18 protein-coding genes and 1 riboswitch are annotated in these 18389 nt (G+C 44.9%); of the genes, 1 reads left to right on the forward strand and 17 read right to left on the reverse strand.

From position 1 onward, the window contains the following. Positions 1–10 precede the first annotated feature (10 nt). On the reverse strand, positions 11–1375 hold the full coding sequence (locus AC3WTB_RS17980; RefSeq protein WP_099662990.1) for an aspartate aminotransferase family protein: 1365 nt from the start codon (positions 1373–1375) through the stop codon (positions 11–13). A 191-nt stretch (positions 1376–1566) separates the two neighbouring features. On the opposite strand from AC3WTB_RS17980, the gene AC3WTB_RS17985 reads away from it, so the two are divergent. Next, positions 1567–3225: a PucR family transcriptional regulator gene (locus AC3WTB_RS17985; RefSeq protein WP_492334060.1), complete on the forward strand. Its 1659-nt coding sequence runs from the start codon at positions 1567–1569 to the stop codon at positions 3223–3225. Here AC3WTB_RS17985 and ablB read toward each other — a convergent pair. From ablB to AC3WTB_RS18065, 16 genes are all read right to left on the reverse strand, one after another. Then, entirely contained in the window at positions 3220–4065 is an 846-nt protein-coding gene (ablB, locus tag AC3WTB_RS17990; protein ID WP_492334061.1) for a putative beta-lysine N-acetyltransferase, read from the reverse strand. The genes AC3WTB_RS17985 and ablB overlap by 6 nt on opposite strands. A gap of 21 nt (positions 4066–4086) precedes the next feature. Further along, a complete protein-coding gene (locus AC3WTB_RS17995) occupies positions 4087–4281 on the reverse strand; it encodes a hypothetical protein (RefSeq protein WP_039176953.1) in 195 nt (64 codons plus the stop codon). 111 nt (positions 4282–4392) lie between these two features. Continuing rightward, a complete protein-coding gene (purD, locus tag AC3WTB_RS18000; RefSeq protein WP_492334062.1) occupies positions 4393–5667 on the reverse strand; it encodes a phosphoribosylamine--glycine ligase in 1275 nt (424 codons plus the stop codon). Between the two features lie 12 nt (positions 5668–5679). Further along, positions 5680–7218: a bifunctional phosphoribosylaminoimidazolecarboxamide formyltransferase/IMP cyclohydrolase gene (gene purH / locus AC3WTB_RS18005; RefSeq protein ID WP_492334063.1), complete on the reverse strand. Its 1539-nt coding sequence runs from the start codon at positions 7216–7218 to the stop codon at positions 5680–5682. Positions 7219–7233: 15 nt separating this feature from the next. Beyond that, positions 7234–7803 carry a phosphoribosylglycinamide formyltransferase gene (purN, locus tag AC3WTB_RS18010; RefSeq protein ID WP_041087079.1) on the reverse strand — a complete coding sequence of 190 codons (570 nt, stop codon included), beginning with the start codon at positions 7801–7803 and terminating at the stop codon, positions 7234–7236. Then, positions 7800–8840: a phosphoribosylformylglycinamidine cyclo-ligase gene (gene purM / locus AC3WTB_RS18015; protein ID WP_039176942.1), complete on the reverse strand. Its 1041-nt coding sequence runs from the start codon at positions 8838–8840 to the stop codon at positions 7800–7802. Before purM ends, purN begins: the two co-directional genes overlap by 4 nt. Before the next feature lie 96 nt (positions 8841–8936). Continuing rightward, positions 8937–10367, reverse strand: a complete 1431-nt coding sequence (gene purF / locus AC3WTB_RS18020) for an amidophosphoribosyltransferase (RefSeq protein ID WP_039183010.1) — start codon at positions 10365–10367, stop codon at positions 8937–8939. Further along, a complete protein-coding gene (gene purL, locus AC3WTB_RS18025; RefSeq protein ID WP_492334064.1) occupies positions 10343–12574 on the reverse strand; it encodes a phosphoribosylformylglycinamidine synthase subunit PurL in 2232 nt (743 codons plus the stop codon). The genes purF and purL overlap by 25 nt, the downstream gene beginning before the upstream one ends. Continuing rightward, on the reverse strand, positions 12558–13241 hold the full coding sequence (gene purQ / locus AC3WTB_RS18030; RefSeq protein ID WP_064497675.1) for a phosphoribosylformylglycinamidine synthase subunit PurQ: 684 nt from the start codon (positions 13239–13241) through the stop codon (positions 12558–12560). Before purQ ends, purL begins: the two co-directional genes overlap by 17 nt. After that, a complete protein-coding gene (gene purS, locus AC3WTB_RS18035) occupies positions 13238–13492 on the reverse strand; it encodes a phosphoribosylformylglycinamidine synthase subunit PurS (protein WP_003214349.1) in 255 nt (84 codons plus the stop codon). Before purS ends, purQ begins: the two co-directional genes overlap by 4 nt. Further along, positions 13485–14207 carry a phosphoribosylaminoimidazolesuccinocarboxamide synthase gene (gene purC, locus AC3WTB_RS18040; protein WP_039176936.1) on the reverse strand — a complete coding sequence of 241 codons (723 nt, stop codon included), beginning with the start codon at positions 14205–14207 and terminating at the stop codon, positions 13485–13487. Before purC ends, purS begins: the two co-directional genes overlap by 8 nt. 72 nt (positions 14208–14279) lie before the next feature. Beyond that, the gene (purB, locus tag AC3WTB_RS18045) at positions 14280–15575 is read right to left on the reverse strand and encodes an adenylosuccinate lyase (protein ID WP_024426701.1); all 1296 of its coding nucleotides are present in this window, start codon (positions 15573–15575) and stop codon (positions 14280–14282) included. Next, positions 15572–16714 (reverse strand): 5-(carboxyamino)imidazole ribonucleotide synthase, encoded by a 1143-nt coding sequence (gene purK, locus AC3WTB_RS18050; protein WP_492334065.1) that lies wholly within the window; start codon positions 16712–16714, stop codon positions 15572–15574. Before purK ends, purB begins: the two co-directional genes overlap by 4 nt. Continuing rightward, positions 16707–17195 (reverse strand): 5-(carboxyamino)imidazole ribonucleotide mutase, encoded by a 489-nt coding sequence (gene purE, locus AC3WTB_RS18055; RefSeq protein ID WP_039183007.1) that lies wholly within the window; start codon positions 17193–17195, stop codon positions 16707–16709. The genes purK and purE overlap by 8 nt, the downstream gene beginning before the upstream one ends. Positions 17196–17364: 169 nt before the next feature. Beyond that, a riboswitch (purine riboswitch) is annotated at positions 17365–17466 on the reverse strand. Positions 17467–17545: 79 nt separating this feature from the next. Beyond that, complete coding sequence (locus AC3WTB_RS18060) at positions 17546–17746, reverse strand: NETI motif-containing protein (RefSeq protein WP_012009137.1); 201 nt, start codon at positions 17744–17746, stop codon at positions 17546–17548. Further along, complete coding sequence (locus AC3WTB_RS18065) at positions 17743–18297, reverse strand: DUF2179 domain-containing protein (RefSeq protein WP_024424505.1); 555 nt, start codon at positions 18295–18297, stop codon at positions 17743–17745. The genes AC3WTB_RS18060 and AC3WTB_RS18065 overlap by 4 nt, the downstream gene beginning before the upstream one ends. Between the last annotated feature and the right edge of the window lie 92 nt (positions 18298–18389).

The following is an 18389-nucleotide window of genomic DNA, read 5'->3' on the forward strand; positions in this document are numbered from 1 at the left end:
TCTTTCCTCCCTACATCGCAGATGGGAAAAACCCTCGATTGATGACTTCTTGTTCAACCTGCGTCATTGTCTGCCCGAATAAATGAATGAGTTCATCCATCTCCTGCTGCGTGATGGAAAGCGGCGGTGCGATCATGACTGCTGCACCTCCTACGCCATCCTCTCCAGCGCTTGCTGGGTAAACAAGCAAACCATTCTGCTTGGCCGTCTCCACAACTAAATGCGTCATTTGAGCATGGGCAGGAAATGGTGTTTTCGATAATCGGTCTGCGACAAACTCAATGCCAATGAGCAGTCCCTTTCCTCTCACATCTCCTATAATGGAATGTTTTGATTGCAAATCCTTTAAAGCATTCATTAAATATCGGCCAGACAAATCAGCCCGTTCTGAAAGCTGGTGTTTTTTCATATATCGAATGACAGCCAGTGAGACGGCTGCTGAAAGCGGATTGCCGCTATATGTGTGGCCTGCCATCACAGAGCCCGAACCGCTGAGAATCGGTGCAATCACATGATCCGCTGAGACAGCTGCCGCAATCGGTGAATAGCCGGCGCTCATGCCTTTTCCGAGTACCATAATATCTGGTACGACGCCCCAATGTTCCATGGCAAACATTTTCCCAGTTCGTCCAAAGCCTGTCATGACTTCATCTGCAATCATTAAAATATCGTTTTCCTCACAAACTCGCTTCATCGCCTCAAAATATCCATCTGGCGGTACAAGTGCCGCGCCCGCTGCTCCAACAATCGGCTCTGCAATAAAAGCCGCAATCCTCTCTTTTCCTATACGCTGAATGACGGTTTTAAATTCCTGGACATACCATTCGACCTGTTTGCTTTCTTCCTTTGGCAGCCATGAACGGTAGCTGTATGGCGGAGACAGCACCGGGTGTTTTTCGAGTAGTGGTTCAAAGCGCTCTCTCCTTGCAATATGTCCTGACATCGACAGCGCACCAAGTGTGATGCCGTGATAACTCATCCATCTTGAGATGATGTGATTCTTCTCAGCCTTCCCCTGCTCTTGCCAATGCTGAATGGCAATTTTCATGGCGGTCTCTGTAGCCTCTGATCCGCTTCCGACAAAAAAAGACCAGTTCAGGTTCCCTGGGCAGAGCGTACTCAATTCATAGGCAAGTTCTTCAGCTGGTTCATTTGTGAATTGTGATCTGTACGTAAAGCTCACCTTTTCCGCTTGCTCTGTCATGGCATCAATGATGTCTCTTATGCCATGTCCAATACTTGCCGTGACAGCACCAGATGAGCCGTCTAAATATTTTTTCCCGTCCCGATCATATAAATAAATCCCCTCTCCTTTCACAGCCACAGGATAATGCTGATTCAACATTGGTTTGATTAAGTAATCCCGGGTCTCCACTTTGTCATTCCTCCCTCTCTCGTCAGCAGCTGCATCTTTCTTTTTTCATGAATCGCAAGAAAATTTTGTATACTTGTTATAAGATTAGCTTAATCAAGAGGGCAGTCATCCTCCATTCGCCACATGCCCGAATTTCACACGTATTTTTTATACATCGTGTATAAGAGTCTTCAAAAGGAGGTCATGAGTTTATGGCGATTCTCGTCAAAGATGCACTCTCGCTCGATATCATGAAGGAAACAAAGCTGCTTGCTGGAGAAAATGGACTGGACCGCCACATTCAGTGGGTGACCATCGTGGAAATTATCGAAGATACTTCAAGGCTTTCAGAAGGAGAGCTGCTTGTCACAACCGGCTTTGGGCTTGCAGACAATAGGGAAAGGCGCGCCCGGCTTGAAGAACTGATTCAATCTGATCGTCTATCCGCCATTGCCATTTATAAAGGCGTGTACTTAACGGAAATTCCTGCATCACTGATCGAAGCTGCCAAAAACAGCGGCATTCCACTCATCGAGATTCCTTCGCATGTCAACTTCTCCGACATTACAAAAGCCGTTCTAGAGCAAATCGTCAGCAGCCAGCTCCACCAGCTTAAATATTCTTCAGCCATTCACCAAAGACTGACTCATTTAAATGTCAGCAATAAAAATGTCACACAAATTACAGATGAGCTGGCACATCTCACTTCGGCAAACATCGTTGTGCTTGATGTTTTTTTACATCAAACAGCAGCTCATTTCGAAACAGATGACGTGACATATTCTCCTGCTTTGGGCTTTCTAACAGATGACGAACCGATTGAAACCTCTTCTCTTCTTAAGCAGGCTGAGGAGAAAGGACGGCTCGTTTATGACACATGCGGTGCGTTTGTCCTTGCTGCATGTCCGGTGATTGCGATGGGTGATATTTTCGGGTTTATTGTATCTTTGAAGAGAAAGGATGCGTGGCATCATCTCGACGCGATTGCCATCGAGCATGCCGGAGCTGTGTATGCGATTGAATGGCTGAAGCAAAAAGCCATTCAAGATACAGAAAACCAAATGCAAGGTCATTTGTTAGATGATATTTTGCAGCAGCAATACACAGAAGAAAGCTATGTCATCGAGCAAGCAACAAAGCTGCAATATGATATGAGCGATGAGCAGGTGGTCATCTACTTTCAATTTCAGCATCAGCACACACAGCTCGATCACCAAATGATGCAGCGCCTATCTCAATTGCTCACGTCGATATTTGAACGCAGACATATTCCTTTTTTACTTAAGACAAGGCTCGATTCCATTTTTGTTCTTACCCCCGCAGGAAAAAAAGCGTTTCAAGAAGCGGAATGGTATCGCGCAGCAGAAGAGTGCCGGAGCACTTGGTCTTATTTTTTTCCCGTCCATCCAATCGTGATTGGCATTGGGAGAGCCTATGACCAGATCGGTCTCTTTGCAAAAAGCGCGAAGGAAGCGCAGTATGCAGCAAGACTTCTTCCGCTTTTAAAGACAGACGAATGCATCATTCATTATCAGAAGCTCGGCTTATACGGGATGCTTCTTGAAATGAATGAAGCGGGTATGAATTTGCATGACTTTTACGTGGAGCTGTTAAGTCCTTTGCTTTTTACGAAAAAACAGGGGGCAGACCTGATCCATACACTCGAAGTGTATTTGGCCCACAATGAAAATATTCAAAAATCTGCGGGAGAATTGTTTATTCACAGACATACACTAAGCTACCGGCTGAAACAAATTGAAACGAGAACAGGCTGCAGCCTCAAATCCACGGATGATCGGATGAAGCTGCAGCTCAGTATCATGGCGTACCGCCTATCTGGTCTGCTTGATCAGATGAGAACCATTTCATGATTCATTCGGCGTTTTGACCCATAGATTCATATCTTCAATTTTGTCAAAAATATAGCAGTTGTTTTGGAATCGGCCGGTATACGTATACCCGAGCTGATAAAACACTTGATTCATTCCATAGGACAGTGCACGTGCAAGAGAATAAAAGACATAAATGTGCATGGATTGAAGTTCCTTTTCGAGTGCTAGAATCAAATGATGCATGAATCCTAGTTTTCTGTATGCCGGAAGGGTCGCACAATCTGTTAATTCCGCATGACCATAAGGGGCATTGATTTCAGCAGATGCTGCACTCACAATGTGCCCATCATGTTCAACGGCATAAAAAACCGTCCCTTCCTCCATCACCTTTTGGATATAATCTGGCTCATTCATTGGCGTAGGATACGTTTCAAAGACGGTATCATAGAGCTTTGCCAGCTTGTGAATATCCTGCGTATCCGCTTTCCTCATTACATACTCATCCTGCCACGTGCCTTGATCTTTTTTGAGAGGCTTTTCTTGAATAGACGCAACAATTTCATCTTCCTTCAGCCAATACGGGCTGTTCATTCGACTCTCCGTCAGAAAGAGCGACATGCCGTACGCATCACTTCCAAGAAAATAATGAGAAAACACGCCTTCAAGCCGAAAGCCTTTTTCTAAAAAAAGAGGCATATGCTCACGCCTGACTTTCACAATGACCTTAGAAGCCTTACAGTCCGCCGCTTCCTGAAGAACCGACTGAATCACATCCCGCACCCTGCCGCCGTAGTCATCCAAACGGATTCGCTCATTAAATGAATCAATACAGATCGAGGCAGAAAAACGCTCGTTCGCAAGTTCCTTCAATTGCACCATATACTCATCCTCTCTTATAAATCAGCTAATAAAAAAAATCCAAATGGAACATGAAACAATGACGATACCAGAAAAAATCGACATGATCATATACCTAATGGCTGAGCCTTTTTTGGCTTTGTTTTGCTTTCTCGCTTCATACATGATGAGATTTGAGAACAGTATAAATAAAATAAGTAGAACGATGGCAAATAGAATGATTCCTTGAATGACCATGCTGCCTCCTCATAAATTCGTCATCCCATATTACTTCTTCATATTCGAGCATCATCCCTTCTCATGAACAAAAAACACCTTTCCATCTCGTCAGATAGAAAGGTGTTTTGATTAAACGTTTTTCCCCGCAGCCTTCAGCGCACGGGCACCAATGTCACGGCGATAAAATAGACCTGGCTGTATGATTTCTTCAACCGCTTCATACACTCTTGATCTTGCCGCTTCAAATGTGTCGTCAAATGCGGTTACATTCGCTACACGGCCGCCATTTGTGACGAATTGATTGTTTTCTTTTTTTGTTCCTGCGTGGAAGGTCACGACATCAGAGACAGTCGTTTGCAAGGTACCGATTGGTGTGCCTTTTGCATAGTCTTCTGGGTATCCCTCTGATGCAAGAACCACACTGACAGCCGCAGTGTCTTTCCACTGTAAGTCCACATCTTTTCCATCAAGAATATCGAGAAATACTTGAACTAGATCTGATTGTAGACGAGGGAGAACCACCTGCGTTTCAGGGTCGCCAAAGCGTGCATTGAATTCAATCACCTTTGAGCCTTCTGGTGTCAGCATTAAGCCAGCATATAAAATGCCTGTAAATGGACGCCCTTCCTGCACCATTGCGCGAGCTGCCGGTTTGACGACGTCCTCCACCGCTTTCTGAACCACTTCATCTGAAATTTGCGGAACTGGTGAATAAGCGCCCATTCCGCCGGTGTTCGGTCCTTTGTCATCTTCAAAGGCCCGCTTGTGATCCTGCGCAATCACCATCGGGTACACCTTTTCTCCGTTGACAAAGGCCATGAGTGAAAATTCTTCGCCTGTTAAAAATTCTTCGATGACAACAGATGCACTTGCATCGCCAAACTTTTCATCCTCTAAGAAATCATGCAGACAATCGACCGCCTCTTCAAGCGTCATAGCCACTGTGACGCCTTTTCCTGCGGCGAGCCCGTCTGCTTTAATGACAATCGGCGCACCCTTTTCTTCCACATATGCCTTCGCTTCTTCAAACGATGTAAAGGCAGCATAGGCGGCTGTCGGGATATGGTAATTTTTCATTAAGTCTTTTGCAAATTCCTTTGAGCCTTCAATGACCGCAGCTTTTGCATTCGGTCCAAATACTTTTAGACCTGCTTCTTCAAATGCATCCACCACACCTGCGATTAAAGGAACCTCTGGACCGACAATGGTTAAGCCGATTTCGTTTTCTTTTGCAAAACGAATTAATGCCTCATGATCGCCTTCGTCGATTGGTACAAGCTTCGCAGCATCTGTCATTCCATCATTGCCGGGTGCGACAAATACTTGGCTGACAAGTTCACTTTGATTCACTTTCCATGCGATGGTATGCTCTCTTCCGCCTCTGCCGATAATTAGTACGTTCACTCTGTCATCCCCTTAATGTTTGAAATGTCTAACGCCAGTGAAGACCATGGCGATGCCGTATTCATCTGCCTTTTGAATCGATTCTTCATCACGAATAGATCCGCCTGGCTGAATGATCGCTGTGACGCCTGCCTTTGCAGCAGCTTCCACTGTATCGCCCATTGGGAAGAACGCATCAGAGCCTAGTGCGCTTCCTTTTGCCTTTTCACCTGCTTGCTCAATCGCAATGTTCGCTGAGCCGACACGGTTCATTTGTCCAGCGCCGATCCCTGCTGTCATTTGATCTTTCGCAAGTACAATGGCATTTGATTTCACATGCTTGACCACTTTCCAAGCAAGTTTTAAGTCTTTCCATTCGTCTTCTGTTGGTTCTCTTTTCGTTGGAATAGAGATCGTTGCTTCCTCTAAGCCGTACGTATCAATATCCTGAACAAGCAATCCGCCATGGACACTTGTCAGCTGCTTTTCTTTTTTCCCAAGATCCGCTTCTTCATCTAATGTTAATAGACGAAGATTCTTTTTCGACGTTAACACGTCAAGTGCTTCTTGGCTGAACGAAGGAGCGATGACAATTTCCAAGAAAATTGTATGCAGCACGTCAGCCGTTTGTTTGTCTACTTCACGGTTAAGTGCCACAATGCCGCCAAAAATAGAAGTTTCGTCTGCCTTGAACGCTCGGTCAAATGCTTCTGCAATCGTTTCTCCTGTACCAACGCCGCACGGGTTCATATGCTTCACAGCAACAGCTGCCGGCTCCGTGAATTCTCGTACAATTTGGAGTGCTGCATCTGCATCTTTAATATTGTTATAGGAAAGCTCTTTTCCATGTAATTGCTTTGCAGTAGCCAACGAACCTTTCGCTGGAAGAGCATTTTCATAGAAAGTCGCCGCTTGGTGCGGGTTTTCTCCGTAACGAAGGGATTGTTTTTTCTGAAACGTGACAGTGAATTGTTCTGGCTCTGTTTCGCCAACAAAATTCGTTAAGTAATCTGCAATCAGAGCATCGTAAGCAGCCGTATGACGGAATACCTTTGCAGCAAGCTCACGCTTTTTCTCTAGTGACACGCCGCCTTCTTTGATTTGCTGAATGACTGTATCATAATCACGAGGATCGACAATCACTGTGACGTCTTGGTGGTTTTTTGATGCTGCACGAAGCATTCCCGGTCCGCCAATATCAATGTTTTCAATCGCTTCTTCATATGTCACATCGTCTTTTGAGATCGTCTCTTTGAATGGATAGAGATTCACGACAACTAGATCAATCGGCTGAATGCCATGCTTTTCAATCTGTGCCATATGCTCATCGTTTTCTCTCACTGCTAAAAGTCCGCCATGAATGTTCGGGTGAAGTGTTTTGAGTCGTCCGTCCATGATTTCAGGGAATCCAGTGACTTCTGAAATCCCAATAACATCAATACCGTTCTCTTGAAGAAGCTTGTGTGTACCTCCAGTTGAAATCACTTCAACACCAAGTTCTGTTAATTCTTTCACAAAAGGTACAAGATTCGTTTTATCGGAAACACTGATTAATGCGCGTTTGATCGTCATGCCTTCGTCACCTCATTAAGATAATTCTAAAAGTGATTTGATCACTTTTGGATATAGTGTGTGTTCTAGTTCATGCATTCTTTTTTCAATCGATTCAAGCTCTTCCCCTTGTTCGATGTAAATCGACGCTTGGTCAATGATCGGACCCGTATCCATGCCTTCATCGACAAAATGGACAGTGATGCCTGCCACTTTGACGCCTGCTTGATAGGCTTGGCCAATAGCATCAAGCCCTGGGAAGGCTGGCAGCAAGGACGGATGGATATTAACAATTTTCCCTCTGAATGCTTCAAGTAATGTCGGACCAATCAGTCTCATATACCCAGCAAGGAAAACCCATTCCACTTCATGCAGCCTAAGCTGTTCAATGATCGTTTGTTCAAAAGCGGCTTTATTCGGAAAAGCCTTCGGGGTAAATGCAAAGGAGGGAATGCCCTCTTTCTCAGCACGCTCCAGCACCTTTGCCCCCGGTTTATCACAAATCACAATGGCGGCCTCTGCCTGCCACTGTTCCTTTTTTAATGTATCAATAATGGCTTGAAAATTCGTCCCGCTTCCAGAGGCGAAGATCGCAAACTTCTTCATGAGAGGCTTCCACCGCCGAATGTGACACCTTCTCCTTTTTGAACACGGCCGATGAGAAAAGCTTTCTCTCCGTCTTCTTCAAGTCCTCTGATCACTTCGACAAGGTCATCTTCTTTTACGGCTAAGACAAAACCAATGCCCATATTAAACACATTGAACATTTCTTCAGCCTTTAACTGTCCTTTTTCTTGAATAAAGGAGAAAATTGGCGGTACCGGCCATGAGCCGTTATCAATCTCAACGCCAAGCCCTTCAGGCAGCATACGTGGTAAATTTTCAATAAAGCCGCCGCCTGTCACATGTGCCATACCGTCAACCTTACCGGCTTTCACTTGTTTAAGAACAGGCTTCACATAAATTTTGGTCGGTTCAAGAAGCTCTTCTCCAAGCGGTCTTGTAAAAGGCTCATACGTTTGATGCAGGTCAAGACCAGCGTCTTCAAGCAATACTTTACGAACGAGAGAGTACCCATTGCTGTGAATTCCACTTGAGCTGAGTCCAATCAGCAAGTGCCCCTCTTTGATGCTTTCACCTGTCACGATTTCATCCTTTTCAACGACGCCTACTGAAAAACCAGCAATATCATATTCATCTTCTGTATAAAGACCCGGCATTTCTGCTGTTTCGCCTCCGACAAGCGCTGAACCAGACTGCTCACAGCCGTCAGCCACACCTTTGACAATAGATTCAATTTTTAAAGGATCTGCTTTTCCGACTGCTAAGTAATCTAAGAAAAAGAGCGGTTCTGCCCCTTGTGCAAGCACATCGTTGACACACATTGCCACGGCATCGACGCCGATCGTATCGTGTTGATCCATTAAAAAGGCAAGCTTTAATTTTGTTCCAACACCATCTGTTCCTGAAACAAGAACGGGCTTTTTGTATGGCAGCTCAGATAAATCAAACATACCGCCAAATCCACCTAGAGCACCCATGACGCCTGCTCTTTTTGTACGTTCTACGTGTGTTTTCATTCGTTTAACGGCTTCGTATCCTGCTTCGATGTCGACACCGGCGTTTTTATATGCTTCTGACATCCCATTCACTCCTTTTAGCTGCTTCTCTTCCATTTATTTTCAGCAGAATGAAAGAGCAGCATATCAAATCATCTTGACTGCTGCTCCTTTATTCGATTATTTCGTCAGTGCTGTTTCCTTCACATGCGGAAGAACAGTATCTTCATAAATTTCCGTCGGGTATTTCCCAGTAAAGCATGCTAAGCATTGACCGCGCTGCGGATCATCATACTTTCTGCCAATCCCGTCCATTAAACCGTCTACAGATAAAAAGGCAATGGAGTCTGCACCGATTTCCTGTCTAATTTCTTCCACTGAATGAGAAGAAGCAATCAGCTCTTCATGTGTGGACGTATCAATTCCATAAAAACACGGATGTGCAATTGGCGGTGAACTAATGCGGACATGGACTTCCGTCGCACCCGCTTCTCTTAGCATCGTCACAATGCGGCGGCTTGTTGTTCCGCGTACGATGGAATCATCCACCATCACGACACGCTTTCCTTCGACGACCCCGCGCACAGCAGACAGCTTCATGCGCACGCCCTGCTCACGCAATGCTTGAGACGGCTGGATAAAGGTTCTGCCGACATAACGGTTTTTAATTAAACCGAGCTCATATGGAATACCTGTTGCTTCGGCATATCCAATCGCTGCAGAAATACTCGAATCTGGTACGCCAGTCACAACATCTGCTTCGACATGCGCTTCCTCAGCAAGCTTTTTGCCAAGGTTCTTTCTCGCACTATGCACGTTGATGCCGTTGATATTGCTGTCAGGTCTTGAGAAATAAATGTATTCCATGCTGCACATGCTGCGGTTAATATTCATGGAGAAGCGCTCAGATTTGAGGCCTTCATCATTAATGATCAGCATTTCGCCAGGCTCCACATCTCGTAAATACGTGGCGCCGACAACGTCAAATGCACATGTTTCAGAAGCAACGACATAAGCGTCCCCAAGCATACCAAGTGAAAGCGGACGTAAGCCGTTCGGATCAAGTGCCACAATCATTTCAGTTTCCGTCATAATTAAGAAAGCATATGCTCCTTTAAGCATGGACAGGGCATTTTTGATCTGCTCTTTCAATTCAATATAGCCGCTGCGTTTAATTAAATGAGCGAGCACTTCAGTGTCAGAAGATGTCTGAAATATACTCCCCTGGTTCTCTAGCTGCTGCTTTAATTGCGTTGCATTCACTAAGTTCCCATTATGAGCAAGAGCAAGACTGCCGTTGTTTTGCGAGCGGAAGAAGAGGGGCTGCACATTTTCAAAGCCGCCTCCGCCTGCTGTCGCATACCGAACGTGTCCGATTGCACCTTTTCCTTTCAAATCCTTTAGCTCACCGTTTTGAAAGACTTCCGTAATCAGTCCAAGGCCTTTATGTGCCGTCAGGTTTTCACCATCTGTTGCAATGATTCCCGCACCTTCTTGTCCTCGGTGCTGAAGACTATGCAATCCGTAATATGTGATTTGCGGGGCTTCTTCGTGTCCCCAAACCCCAAAGACGCCACACTCTTCGTTTAAGCCTCTGATTTCAGCAAGCATGGGATCGCTCCTTTCCATGCGCGTTCAAGTTCGTTGACCGCTGCATGAATCCATTGTTGTCCTTCTTGATTTTTGACGGTGAATACACCATCATTTGTGACCGTTCCAACTTCTTTCGCATCTTTGACAGCCGCAGCAAATGCTTCACGGTGCTCTGGTTTCACTGTGACAACAAAACGTGACTGTGTTTCACTAAATAATGAAGCTTCGCTGTTTAAATCCATTTGGATATGAGCGCCAAGACCGTCTGTTCCAAATGTACTTTCAGCAAGTGCGACACCAAGACCGCCTTCAGACACATCGTGTGCTGATTGAACAAGTCCGTTTTGAATCGCAGCAAGAAGGGCTTCCTGACGCGTGAGCTCTACATCCAAATCAATTTCCGGTGCTTTTCCGTAAATACGGCCTTCTGTCATCTTTTGTAGCTCACTGCCTGCGAATTCTTCCTTCGTCTCACCAATCACGAAAATCACATCGCCAGCCTGCTGGAACGACTGCGTCGTAATATGAGATGTATCTTCAACCAAACCAACCATCCCAATGACTGGTGTTGGGTAAATGGCTGTTCCATTTGATTCGTTATATAAAGAGACGTTACCACCGATAACTGGTGTGCTTAGCTTGCGGCATGCTTCGCTAATACCGTCAGCAGATTTTTCAATTTGCCAGAAAATTTCTGGTTTTTCTGGGTTACCGAAGTTTAAGTTATCTGTTACTGCAAGTGGACGAGCGCCTGAGCAAACAATGTTACGTGCTGCTTCTGCGACTGCGATTTTCCCGCCGACCTCTGGATCAAGGTACAGATAACGTGCGTTACAATCGGTTGTCATCGCAAGGGCTTTTTTCGTTCCACGGATTCTTAAAACGCCCGCATCAGAGCCTGGTGCAACGACTGTATTTGTCCGAACCATGTAGTCATATTGATCATAGACCCATTCTTTACTTGCGATCGTTGGCTGCTGAAGGAGCTGCTTTAACGTGTCTGCTGCATCTGTGATAGCAGGTGCTTCAACTTTTGTTTCTAAAAACTCACGATAGTAGGCAGGCTCACTTGACGGCTTGTGATAAACCGGCGCTTCTTCTGCAAGAGCGTCAACAGGAAGCTCACATACTACTTCACCTTGATGGAGTAAACGAAGCATTTTATCGCCTGTCACATGACCAACTGATACCGCTTCAAGATCGTATTTTTCAAAAATATCAATGATTTCTTGTTCACGGCCTTTTTCAATGACCAAAAGCATTCTCTCTTGAGATTCAGACAGCATCATTTCGTATGCTGACATGCCTGTTTCACGCTGCGGGATGAGATCTAGATTCATCTCAATACCAGAACCTGCTTTACTCGCCATTTCCGCACTTGAGCTTGTTAAGCCAGCCGCTCCCATATCCTGAATCCCAACGAGTGCATCGTTTTTGATGACTTCAAGGCACGCTTCAAGCAGCAGTTTTTCCATGAACGGATCACCGACTTGAACAGCTGAGCGTTTTTCTTCTGATTCATCAGAAAATTCCTCAGATGCAAATGTTGCACCGTGAATTCCGTCACGTCCCGTTTTGGCCCCAACGTACATGACCGTGTTGCCAACACCTTTGGCCTGCCCTTTTTTGATGTCTTCATGGTTGATTAGTCCAACACACATTGCATTCACGAGCGGGTTGCCTTCATAGCTTTGATCGAAATGAACCTCTCCGCCGACTGTTGGAATTCCGATACAGTTTCCATAGCCTGCGATCCCTGCCACTACTTCTTCAAACAAGTACTTCACGCGCGGTGAAGTCAGTTCACCAAAACGAAGAGAGTTTAATACAGCAATTGGACGCGCACCCATGGAGAATACATCACGGATAATTCCGCCGACACCTGTCGCCGCTCCTTGATACGGTTCAATCGCAGATGGATGGTTATGTGATTCGATTTTAAATACAACCGCTTGGTTGTCTCCAATATCAACGATTCCAGCGCCTTCCCCAGGACCTTGAAGGACATGTTCTCCTTTTGTCGGGAATTTGCTTAAAACAGGCTTTGAGTTTTTATAACTGCAATGCTCTGACCACATGACAGAAAAAATACCCGTTTCTGTGTAGTTTGGCAGCCTGCCAATAATGGATTCGATTAAAGCGAATTCTTCATCACTCAATCCCATTTGCTGATACAATTTCTCTTCTTTAATTTGCTTGTGACTTGGTTCAAGCAGTAGTGACATGAGTGTCCCTCCAATTTTTCACGATAGATTGAAACAATTTAAGTCCGTCTGCGCTGCCTAGTAATGAATCAACCGCGCGCTCAGGGTGTGGCATCATGCCGAGTACATTGCCCTCTTCATTCGTTACACCTGCAATTCGATTCACACTGCCGTTAATATCGTCTCCGTAAGTGAAAGCGATTTGGCCGCGTTCAATGAGCTTCGCTAAAGTGTTTTCATCACAGTAGAAGTTGCCTTCACCGTGCGCTACAGGAATCGTAATGGATTCGCCTTTTTGATAACCGCTTGTAAATTGCGTTTCGTTGTTTTCTACAATGAGTTCAACTGGTCGACAGATAAACTTCAAGTCTTTATTTCGTCTCATCGCACCCGGAAGAATGCCTAGCTCCTGAAGAATTTGGAACCCGTTGCAAACACCAAGAACAGGTTTTCCTTCCTCAGCTGCTTTCTTCACCGCCGGCATGATGTTTGAGAAGCGGGCGATCGCACCACATCTTAAGTAATCCCCATAAGAGAAACCGCCTGGTACGAGTACACCGTCAAATCCGTCAAGACTCGTTTCGTCGTGCCATACATATTCAACTTGTTCACCTAGCTCATCTTGAATCGCATGGTACATATCGATATCACAGTTAGAGCCAGGCAAGACGATCACTGCAAACTTCACTGTGCGACAACCTCCTCCACCTCATAGCGGTAATCTTCAATCACCGTGTTGGCAAGTAATTTTTCGCACATTTCTTTGACGACTGTGTCTAAATCACGATCTGATTTTTCAATGACAAGCTCCATGTATTTACCGATACGGACATCCTTTACTTCCTGATAAGACATGCTGTGCAAAGCGTGCTGCACGGCACTTCCTTGTGGATCAAGAACGCTCTCTTTTAAGCTGACAAAAATTTTCACTTTATACATGTTTATGGCCTCCAAGTCTTTTGAAAATTTCTTCGTATGCATTCGTTAAGCCGCCCAGGTTTCGTCTGAACACGTCTTTATCAAGCTTTTCGTTTGTATCTTTGTCCCAAAGCCTGCACGTATCAGGTGAAATCTCATCAGCTAGCAAAATACGATTCTCGTGATCTATTCCGAATTCAAGCTTGAAATCAATTAAATTCACATGGCAATCTGAGAAGATTTGCTTTAACTCTTCATTCACTTGTCTTGTGATCTGTTTCATTTCCTCTACCTGCTCAGGTGTCGCTGCATGTAAAATGCGAATATGATCTTCTGTAATGAGCGGATCGCCGAGTGCATCATCTTTGTAGTAAAACTCGATCAAAGGTGTGTCCAGTTTCGTTCCCTCTGGTATGCCAAGGCGTTTTGACATACTGCCCGCCACTACATTTCGTACAACGACTTCAAGAGGAACAATCTGTACCTTTTGAATGAGCTGTTCTGTTTCAGAGAGGCGTTTTACAAAGTGATTGTTGACCCCTTTTTCATGCAGCATTTGAAAGATTAAGCTTGAAATCTCGTTGTTCAGTCTGCCTTTGCCTTCGATTTCAGCTTTCTTTTCGCCGTTAAATGCTGTAGCTGAGTCTTTATATTCAACATATAAAATATGCTCGTCATCGGTCTGATAGATTCTTTTCGCTTTGCCTTCGTAGAGAAGTTCTTGTTTCACAGTCATTCAGGTTGGCCTCCTAATTTGAATGTTGGCAATTTTCAGGATTGGGCGCCTGGCGAGCAGGCGGCCCATTTCTTACGCAAGACCTAGACGTTCGAAAATCATATCGACATTTTTCAAATGATAGTTGTAATCGAAGCAGTCAGCGATTTGTTCAGGTGTTAAGCGTGACGTGATTTTTTCTTCTGCTTCTACTAATGAACGGAACGGCACTTGCTTCTCCCACGCTTCCATTGCCTTTGGCTGAACCGTGTCATATGCCTCTTCACGTGCCATGCCTGTATCAATTAGTGCAAGAAGAACGCGCTGTGAGTAAATTAAGCCAAGTGTGCGGTCCATGTTGCGTTTCATGTTCTCAGGGAAGACCGTCAAGTTTTTCACGATGTTTGAGAAACGGTTGAGCATATAGTTCAGTGCAATCGTGGCATCTGGTAAAATGATGCGCTCAGCAGATGAATGAGAAATATCACGCTCATGCCAAAGCGGTACATTTTCATAAGCTGTCAGCATATATCCTCGGATCACGCGGGCAATTCCCGTCATATTCTCAGAACCGATTGGGTTACGCTTATGCGGCATCGCTGATGATCCTTTTTGTCCTTTTGCGAAGAACTCTTCTACTTCACGTGTTTCACTCTTTTGAAGACCACGAATTTCAACAGCAAATTTCTCAATGCTCGTTGCCACTAAAGCAAGAGTAGCCATGTAATCTGCATGGCGGTCACGCTGCAAGGTTTGGGTTGAAATTGGTGCAGCTTTGATGCCAAGTTTCTCACATACATATTGCTCAACAAACGGGTCGATGTTCGCATATGTGCCAACAGCTCCAGAGATTTTGCCATATTCAATGCCAGCTTTTGCTTGTTTAAAACGTTCTAGGTTACGCTTCATTTCTTCGTACCAAAGACCAAGCTTCAGGCCAAATGTTGTCGGTTCAGCGTGTACACCGTGTGTACGCCCCATCATGACGGTATATTTGTGCTCTTTTGCTTTTTCTTTTAGTATGTCAACAAATCTCTCAATGTCCTTGAGCAAGATATCATTCGCCTGTTTTAATAGATATGAAAGCGCCGTATCCACTACGTCTGTCGATGTTAATCCGTAATGAACCCACTTTCTTTCTTCTCCTAGAGATTCAGATACAGCACGCGTAAAGGCAACCACGTCGTGGCGCGTGTCTTGTTCAATCTCCAGAATACGTCCAATATCAAAGCTTGCATTTTTGCGCATTGTCACAACGTCTTCTTTCGGAATGACACCAAGCTCTGCCCAAGCTTCACAAGCGAGAATTTCTACTTCAAGCCATGCATTAAATTTGTTTTCCTCTGTCCAGATTGCTGACATTTCTGGTCGTGCGTAACGTTCGATCATTTCCCGTTTCCTCCATCTCTTTCAGTCCATATCTTTGTGATGTTTGTCATCCATTCATCATCGAGCTGTTTCATAAACGTCATATGCCCCATTTTGCGGCCGGCTTTTACTTCATGCTTTCCATATAGATAAAGCTTCGCTTCTTTGAGAAGCTCAGGATGCTCTTTTGGAATGTCCACTTCATCGCCTAATAAATTCACCATCATTCCCTCTGATAAAAGGGCTGTACCGCCAAGCGGCAGACCACATATAGCGCGGACGTGCTGTTCAAACTGACTTGTCTCACATAAATCAAGTGTATAATGACCAGAATTATGCGGGCGTGGTGCCAGTTCATTGACGAGCAGCTTTCCGTCATTTGTCAGGAACAGTTCTACAGCAAGAGTACCAACCAGCCCCAGCTTTTCAGCCAGTGTTGTCGCCAGTTCTTTCGCCTTCTCCTGAATGCGGTTCTCTACCCTTGCAGGTACAATGCTTTGGAACAAAATATTATGCTTATGAATGTTCTCAGCGACTGGGAATACTGCGATCTCTCCATGAACAGAACGAGTGACGATCACCGAAAGCTCCATTTGGAATGGAACCCAGCTTTCTAAAATACATGTTCCATGTGTGAGCAGTGCAGCTGCTTCCTGAAGCTGTCCTTTTTCTTTGATGACGTACTGTCCTTTTCCGTCGTACCCGCCTCTGCATGTTTTCAGCACGGCTGGCAAACCGAGCACGTCCACGGCATCTTCCAGCTCATTTTCATCATGAATGATGCGGTAAGGTGCTACTTCACAGCCTGCGTCTACAATCCCTTTTTTCTCGGTCTCACGATTTTGAGTTAAAAGGAGAAGATCGCTTCCTTGTGGTAAGTAGGCTTCTTCCTTCAGCTGATTCAGTGCATCATAATCGATATTTTCAAACTCATAAGTCACCACATCGCTGATTTCTGCCAGCTTTCGAATCGCTTCAAGGTCACTATATGCGGCTGTGATTTCTGTATCGGCAACCTGTCCGCAAGGAGATTGTGTGACCGGGTCTAGAACTGCTGCCCGGTACCCCATTTGCTTTGCGCTGACGGCCATATATCTGCCAAGCTGTCCGCCGCCAATGATTCCGATGGTTGCGTTTGGAAAAATGGTCTGCTTAGCCAAGCTGATCACTGCTTTCTAGTACAGTCTGTTTTGTCTGCTCTCTTCTTTCTTCAAGGCGAGCTGCGATTGTTTCATCAAATGCTGAAATCATTTGTGCGGCAAGAAGGCCTGCATTTGTTGCACCGGCTTTGCCAATTGCTACTGTAGCAACTGGTACACCGCCTGGCATTTGAACGATGGATAATAAGGAATCCAGCCCGTTTAGTGCTTTTGATTGTACAGGCACGCCAATGACCGGCAGTGTCGTTTTTGCTGCGACCATCCCCGGTAAATGTGCTGCGCCTCCAGCACCGGCAATGATGACCTTTAGTCCTTTACCTCTTGCTTCAGTCGCATATTCAAACATCAAGTCAGGTGTCCGGTGTGCGGATACCACCTGTTTTTCATACGGAATGTTTAATTCCTCTAAGATGTCGCAAGCATTTTTCATTGTTTCCCAATCAGATGTACTTCCCATGATGACACCTACAAGCGGCTTCATTTTGTCCCCACCTTTAAGCTGATATTCGATTTTGTATCGTTTGACACGCTTCCCAAACCTAAGCAGCTTGTCAAACGCCGAACAAAAAGGCCCGATTTGCATTGCATTGTTAGGAAGCAACACAAACCGGGCCATGGTAAGCGCTGTTCGCTTTTGAATTGCCATGTCAGTTTTGTTCACTATCCTGCATAGTCCAGTCATTTACGGTAACTGGGTAGAAACTTATGGGCCATATTCCCAAGATTATATGAGGCTCGTGTTTTGATTTCATGTTTATCTTAACAACGGATGTTCATGATGTCAACGGATTTATCGAACAATCTATGAAGTCGTCGTTTTAATGTTCGGATTTAGACTATTTTTCCTTCAAATACGATTTTTTTCCCAATCGGAATGATCTGAATCGACCCATTTTCCTTCTTTTCTTGAAAAATTGGCTCCTCCATTCGTCTGACAGGCGAGTAGCCTTCCGCCGCCATCTGGGACAACACTTGATCAATCGTCATGTTGTCTTCCACATAGAATTTTTTCTTCTTTGGTTTTGCGGTCATTCTTTAATTCTCCTTTTCTTCACAGCCTTCACCCAGAAGCCGCCGTGAATCGATTTGGGCTCATATGAAATGATAAACGCTTTTGAATCCAGCGTTTTAATCGTTTCATATAATTGCAGTTCATATTTTCTCGGTGTTAAAATTTGCAATGCTGTCCGGTCTCCTTCAAGACCGCCTGCTACCCAGCTGGTGACACCATATCCTTTTTCTCTCAATTGTCTTGGGAGATCGACATCCAATTCTTTTGTGATCACGTTAACAGTTGTGTAGCCAAGTGCCAGCTTCTCTTCAATTTTCATCCCGACAATGATCCCCATTCCATAACCTAGGGCATACGCAATGACATTTTGTATTTGATCTAAGTTATCTAGAACGATACTTAACCCAATGACATAAATGAGCATTTCGATCGTACCCGCAAAAGCAGCTGCGTACCGTCTGCCTTTCATTGTTAAAATCAAACGCATGGTGGAAAAAGAAACATAGACAATATTAATCACTAAAATGATTAAAACCATGGTGAACGCATTGGATAAAAGTTGTTGAAGCACGATTCGAACCCCCTGCACTAAAAAATCAAATAAAGCACCCCATATTCTACTAGAGAACATACCTTGATACAATCAAATTTACGCGATCAAAA

The sequence above is a fragment of the Bacillus sp. EB106-04-04-XG123 genome (genome assembly GCF_058791855.1).

Bases quoted from the DNA above. Each gene is read 5' to 3' on its own strand.
- purB (WP_024426701.1), bottom strand. From the start codon at position 15,575: ATGATCGAACGTTACGCACGACCAGAAATGTCAGCAATCTGGACAGAG.
- AC3WTB_RS17995 (WP_039176953.1), bottom strand. From the start codon at position 4,281: ATGGTCATTCAAGGAATCATTCTATTTGCCATCGTTCTACTTATTTTA.
- AC3WTB_RS17985 (WP_492334060.1), top strand. From the start codon at position 1,567: ATGGCGATTCTCGTCAAAGATGCACTCTCGCTCGATATCATGAAGGAA.
- purF (WP_039183010.1), bottom strand. From the start codon at position 10,367: ATGCTTGCTGAAATCAGAGGCTTAAACGAAGAGTGTGGCGTCTTTGGG.
- purL (WP_492334064.1), bottom strand. From the start codon at position 12,574: ATGTCACTACTGCTTGAACCAAGTCACAAGCAAATTAAAGAAGAGAAA.
- ablB (WP_492334061.1), bottom strand. From the start codon at position 4,065: ATGGTGCAATTGAAGGAACTTGCGAACGAGCGTTTTTCTGCCTCGATC.
- AC3WTB_RS18060 (WP_012009137.1), bottom strand. From the start codon at position 17,746: ATGACCGCAAAACCAAAGAAGAAAAAATTCTATGTGGAAGACAACATG.
- purC (WP_039176936.1), bottom strand. From the start codon at position 14,207: ATGACTGTGAAACAAGAACTTCTCTACGAAGGCAAAGCGAAAAGAATC.
- purM (WP_039176942.1), bottom strand. From the start codon at position 8,840: ATGTCAGAAGCATATAAAAACGCCGGTGTCGACATCGAAGCAGGATAC.
- purN (WP_041087079.1), bottom strand. From the start codon at position 7,803: ATGAAGAAGTTTGCGATCTTCGCCTCTGGAAGCGGGACGAATTTTCAA.
- purE (WP_039183007.1), bottom strand. From the start codon at position 17,195: ATGAAGCCGCTTGTAGGTGTCATCATGGGAAGTACATCTGATTGGGAA.
- purH (WP_492334063.1), bottom strand. From the start codon at position 7,218: ATGACGATCAAACGCGCATTAATCAGTGTTTCCGATAAAACGAATCTT.
- purS (WP_003214349.1), bottom strand. From the start codon at position 13,492: ATGTATAAAGTGAAAATTTTTGTCAGCTTAAAAGAGAGCGTTCTTGAT.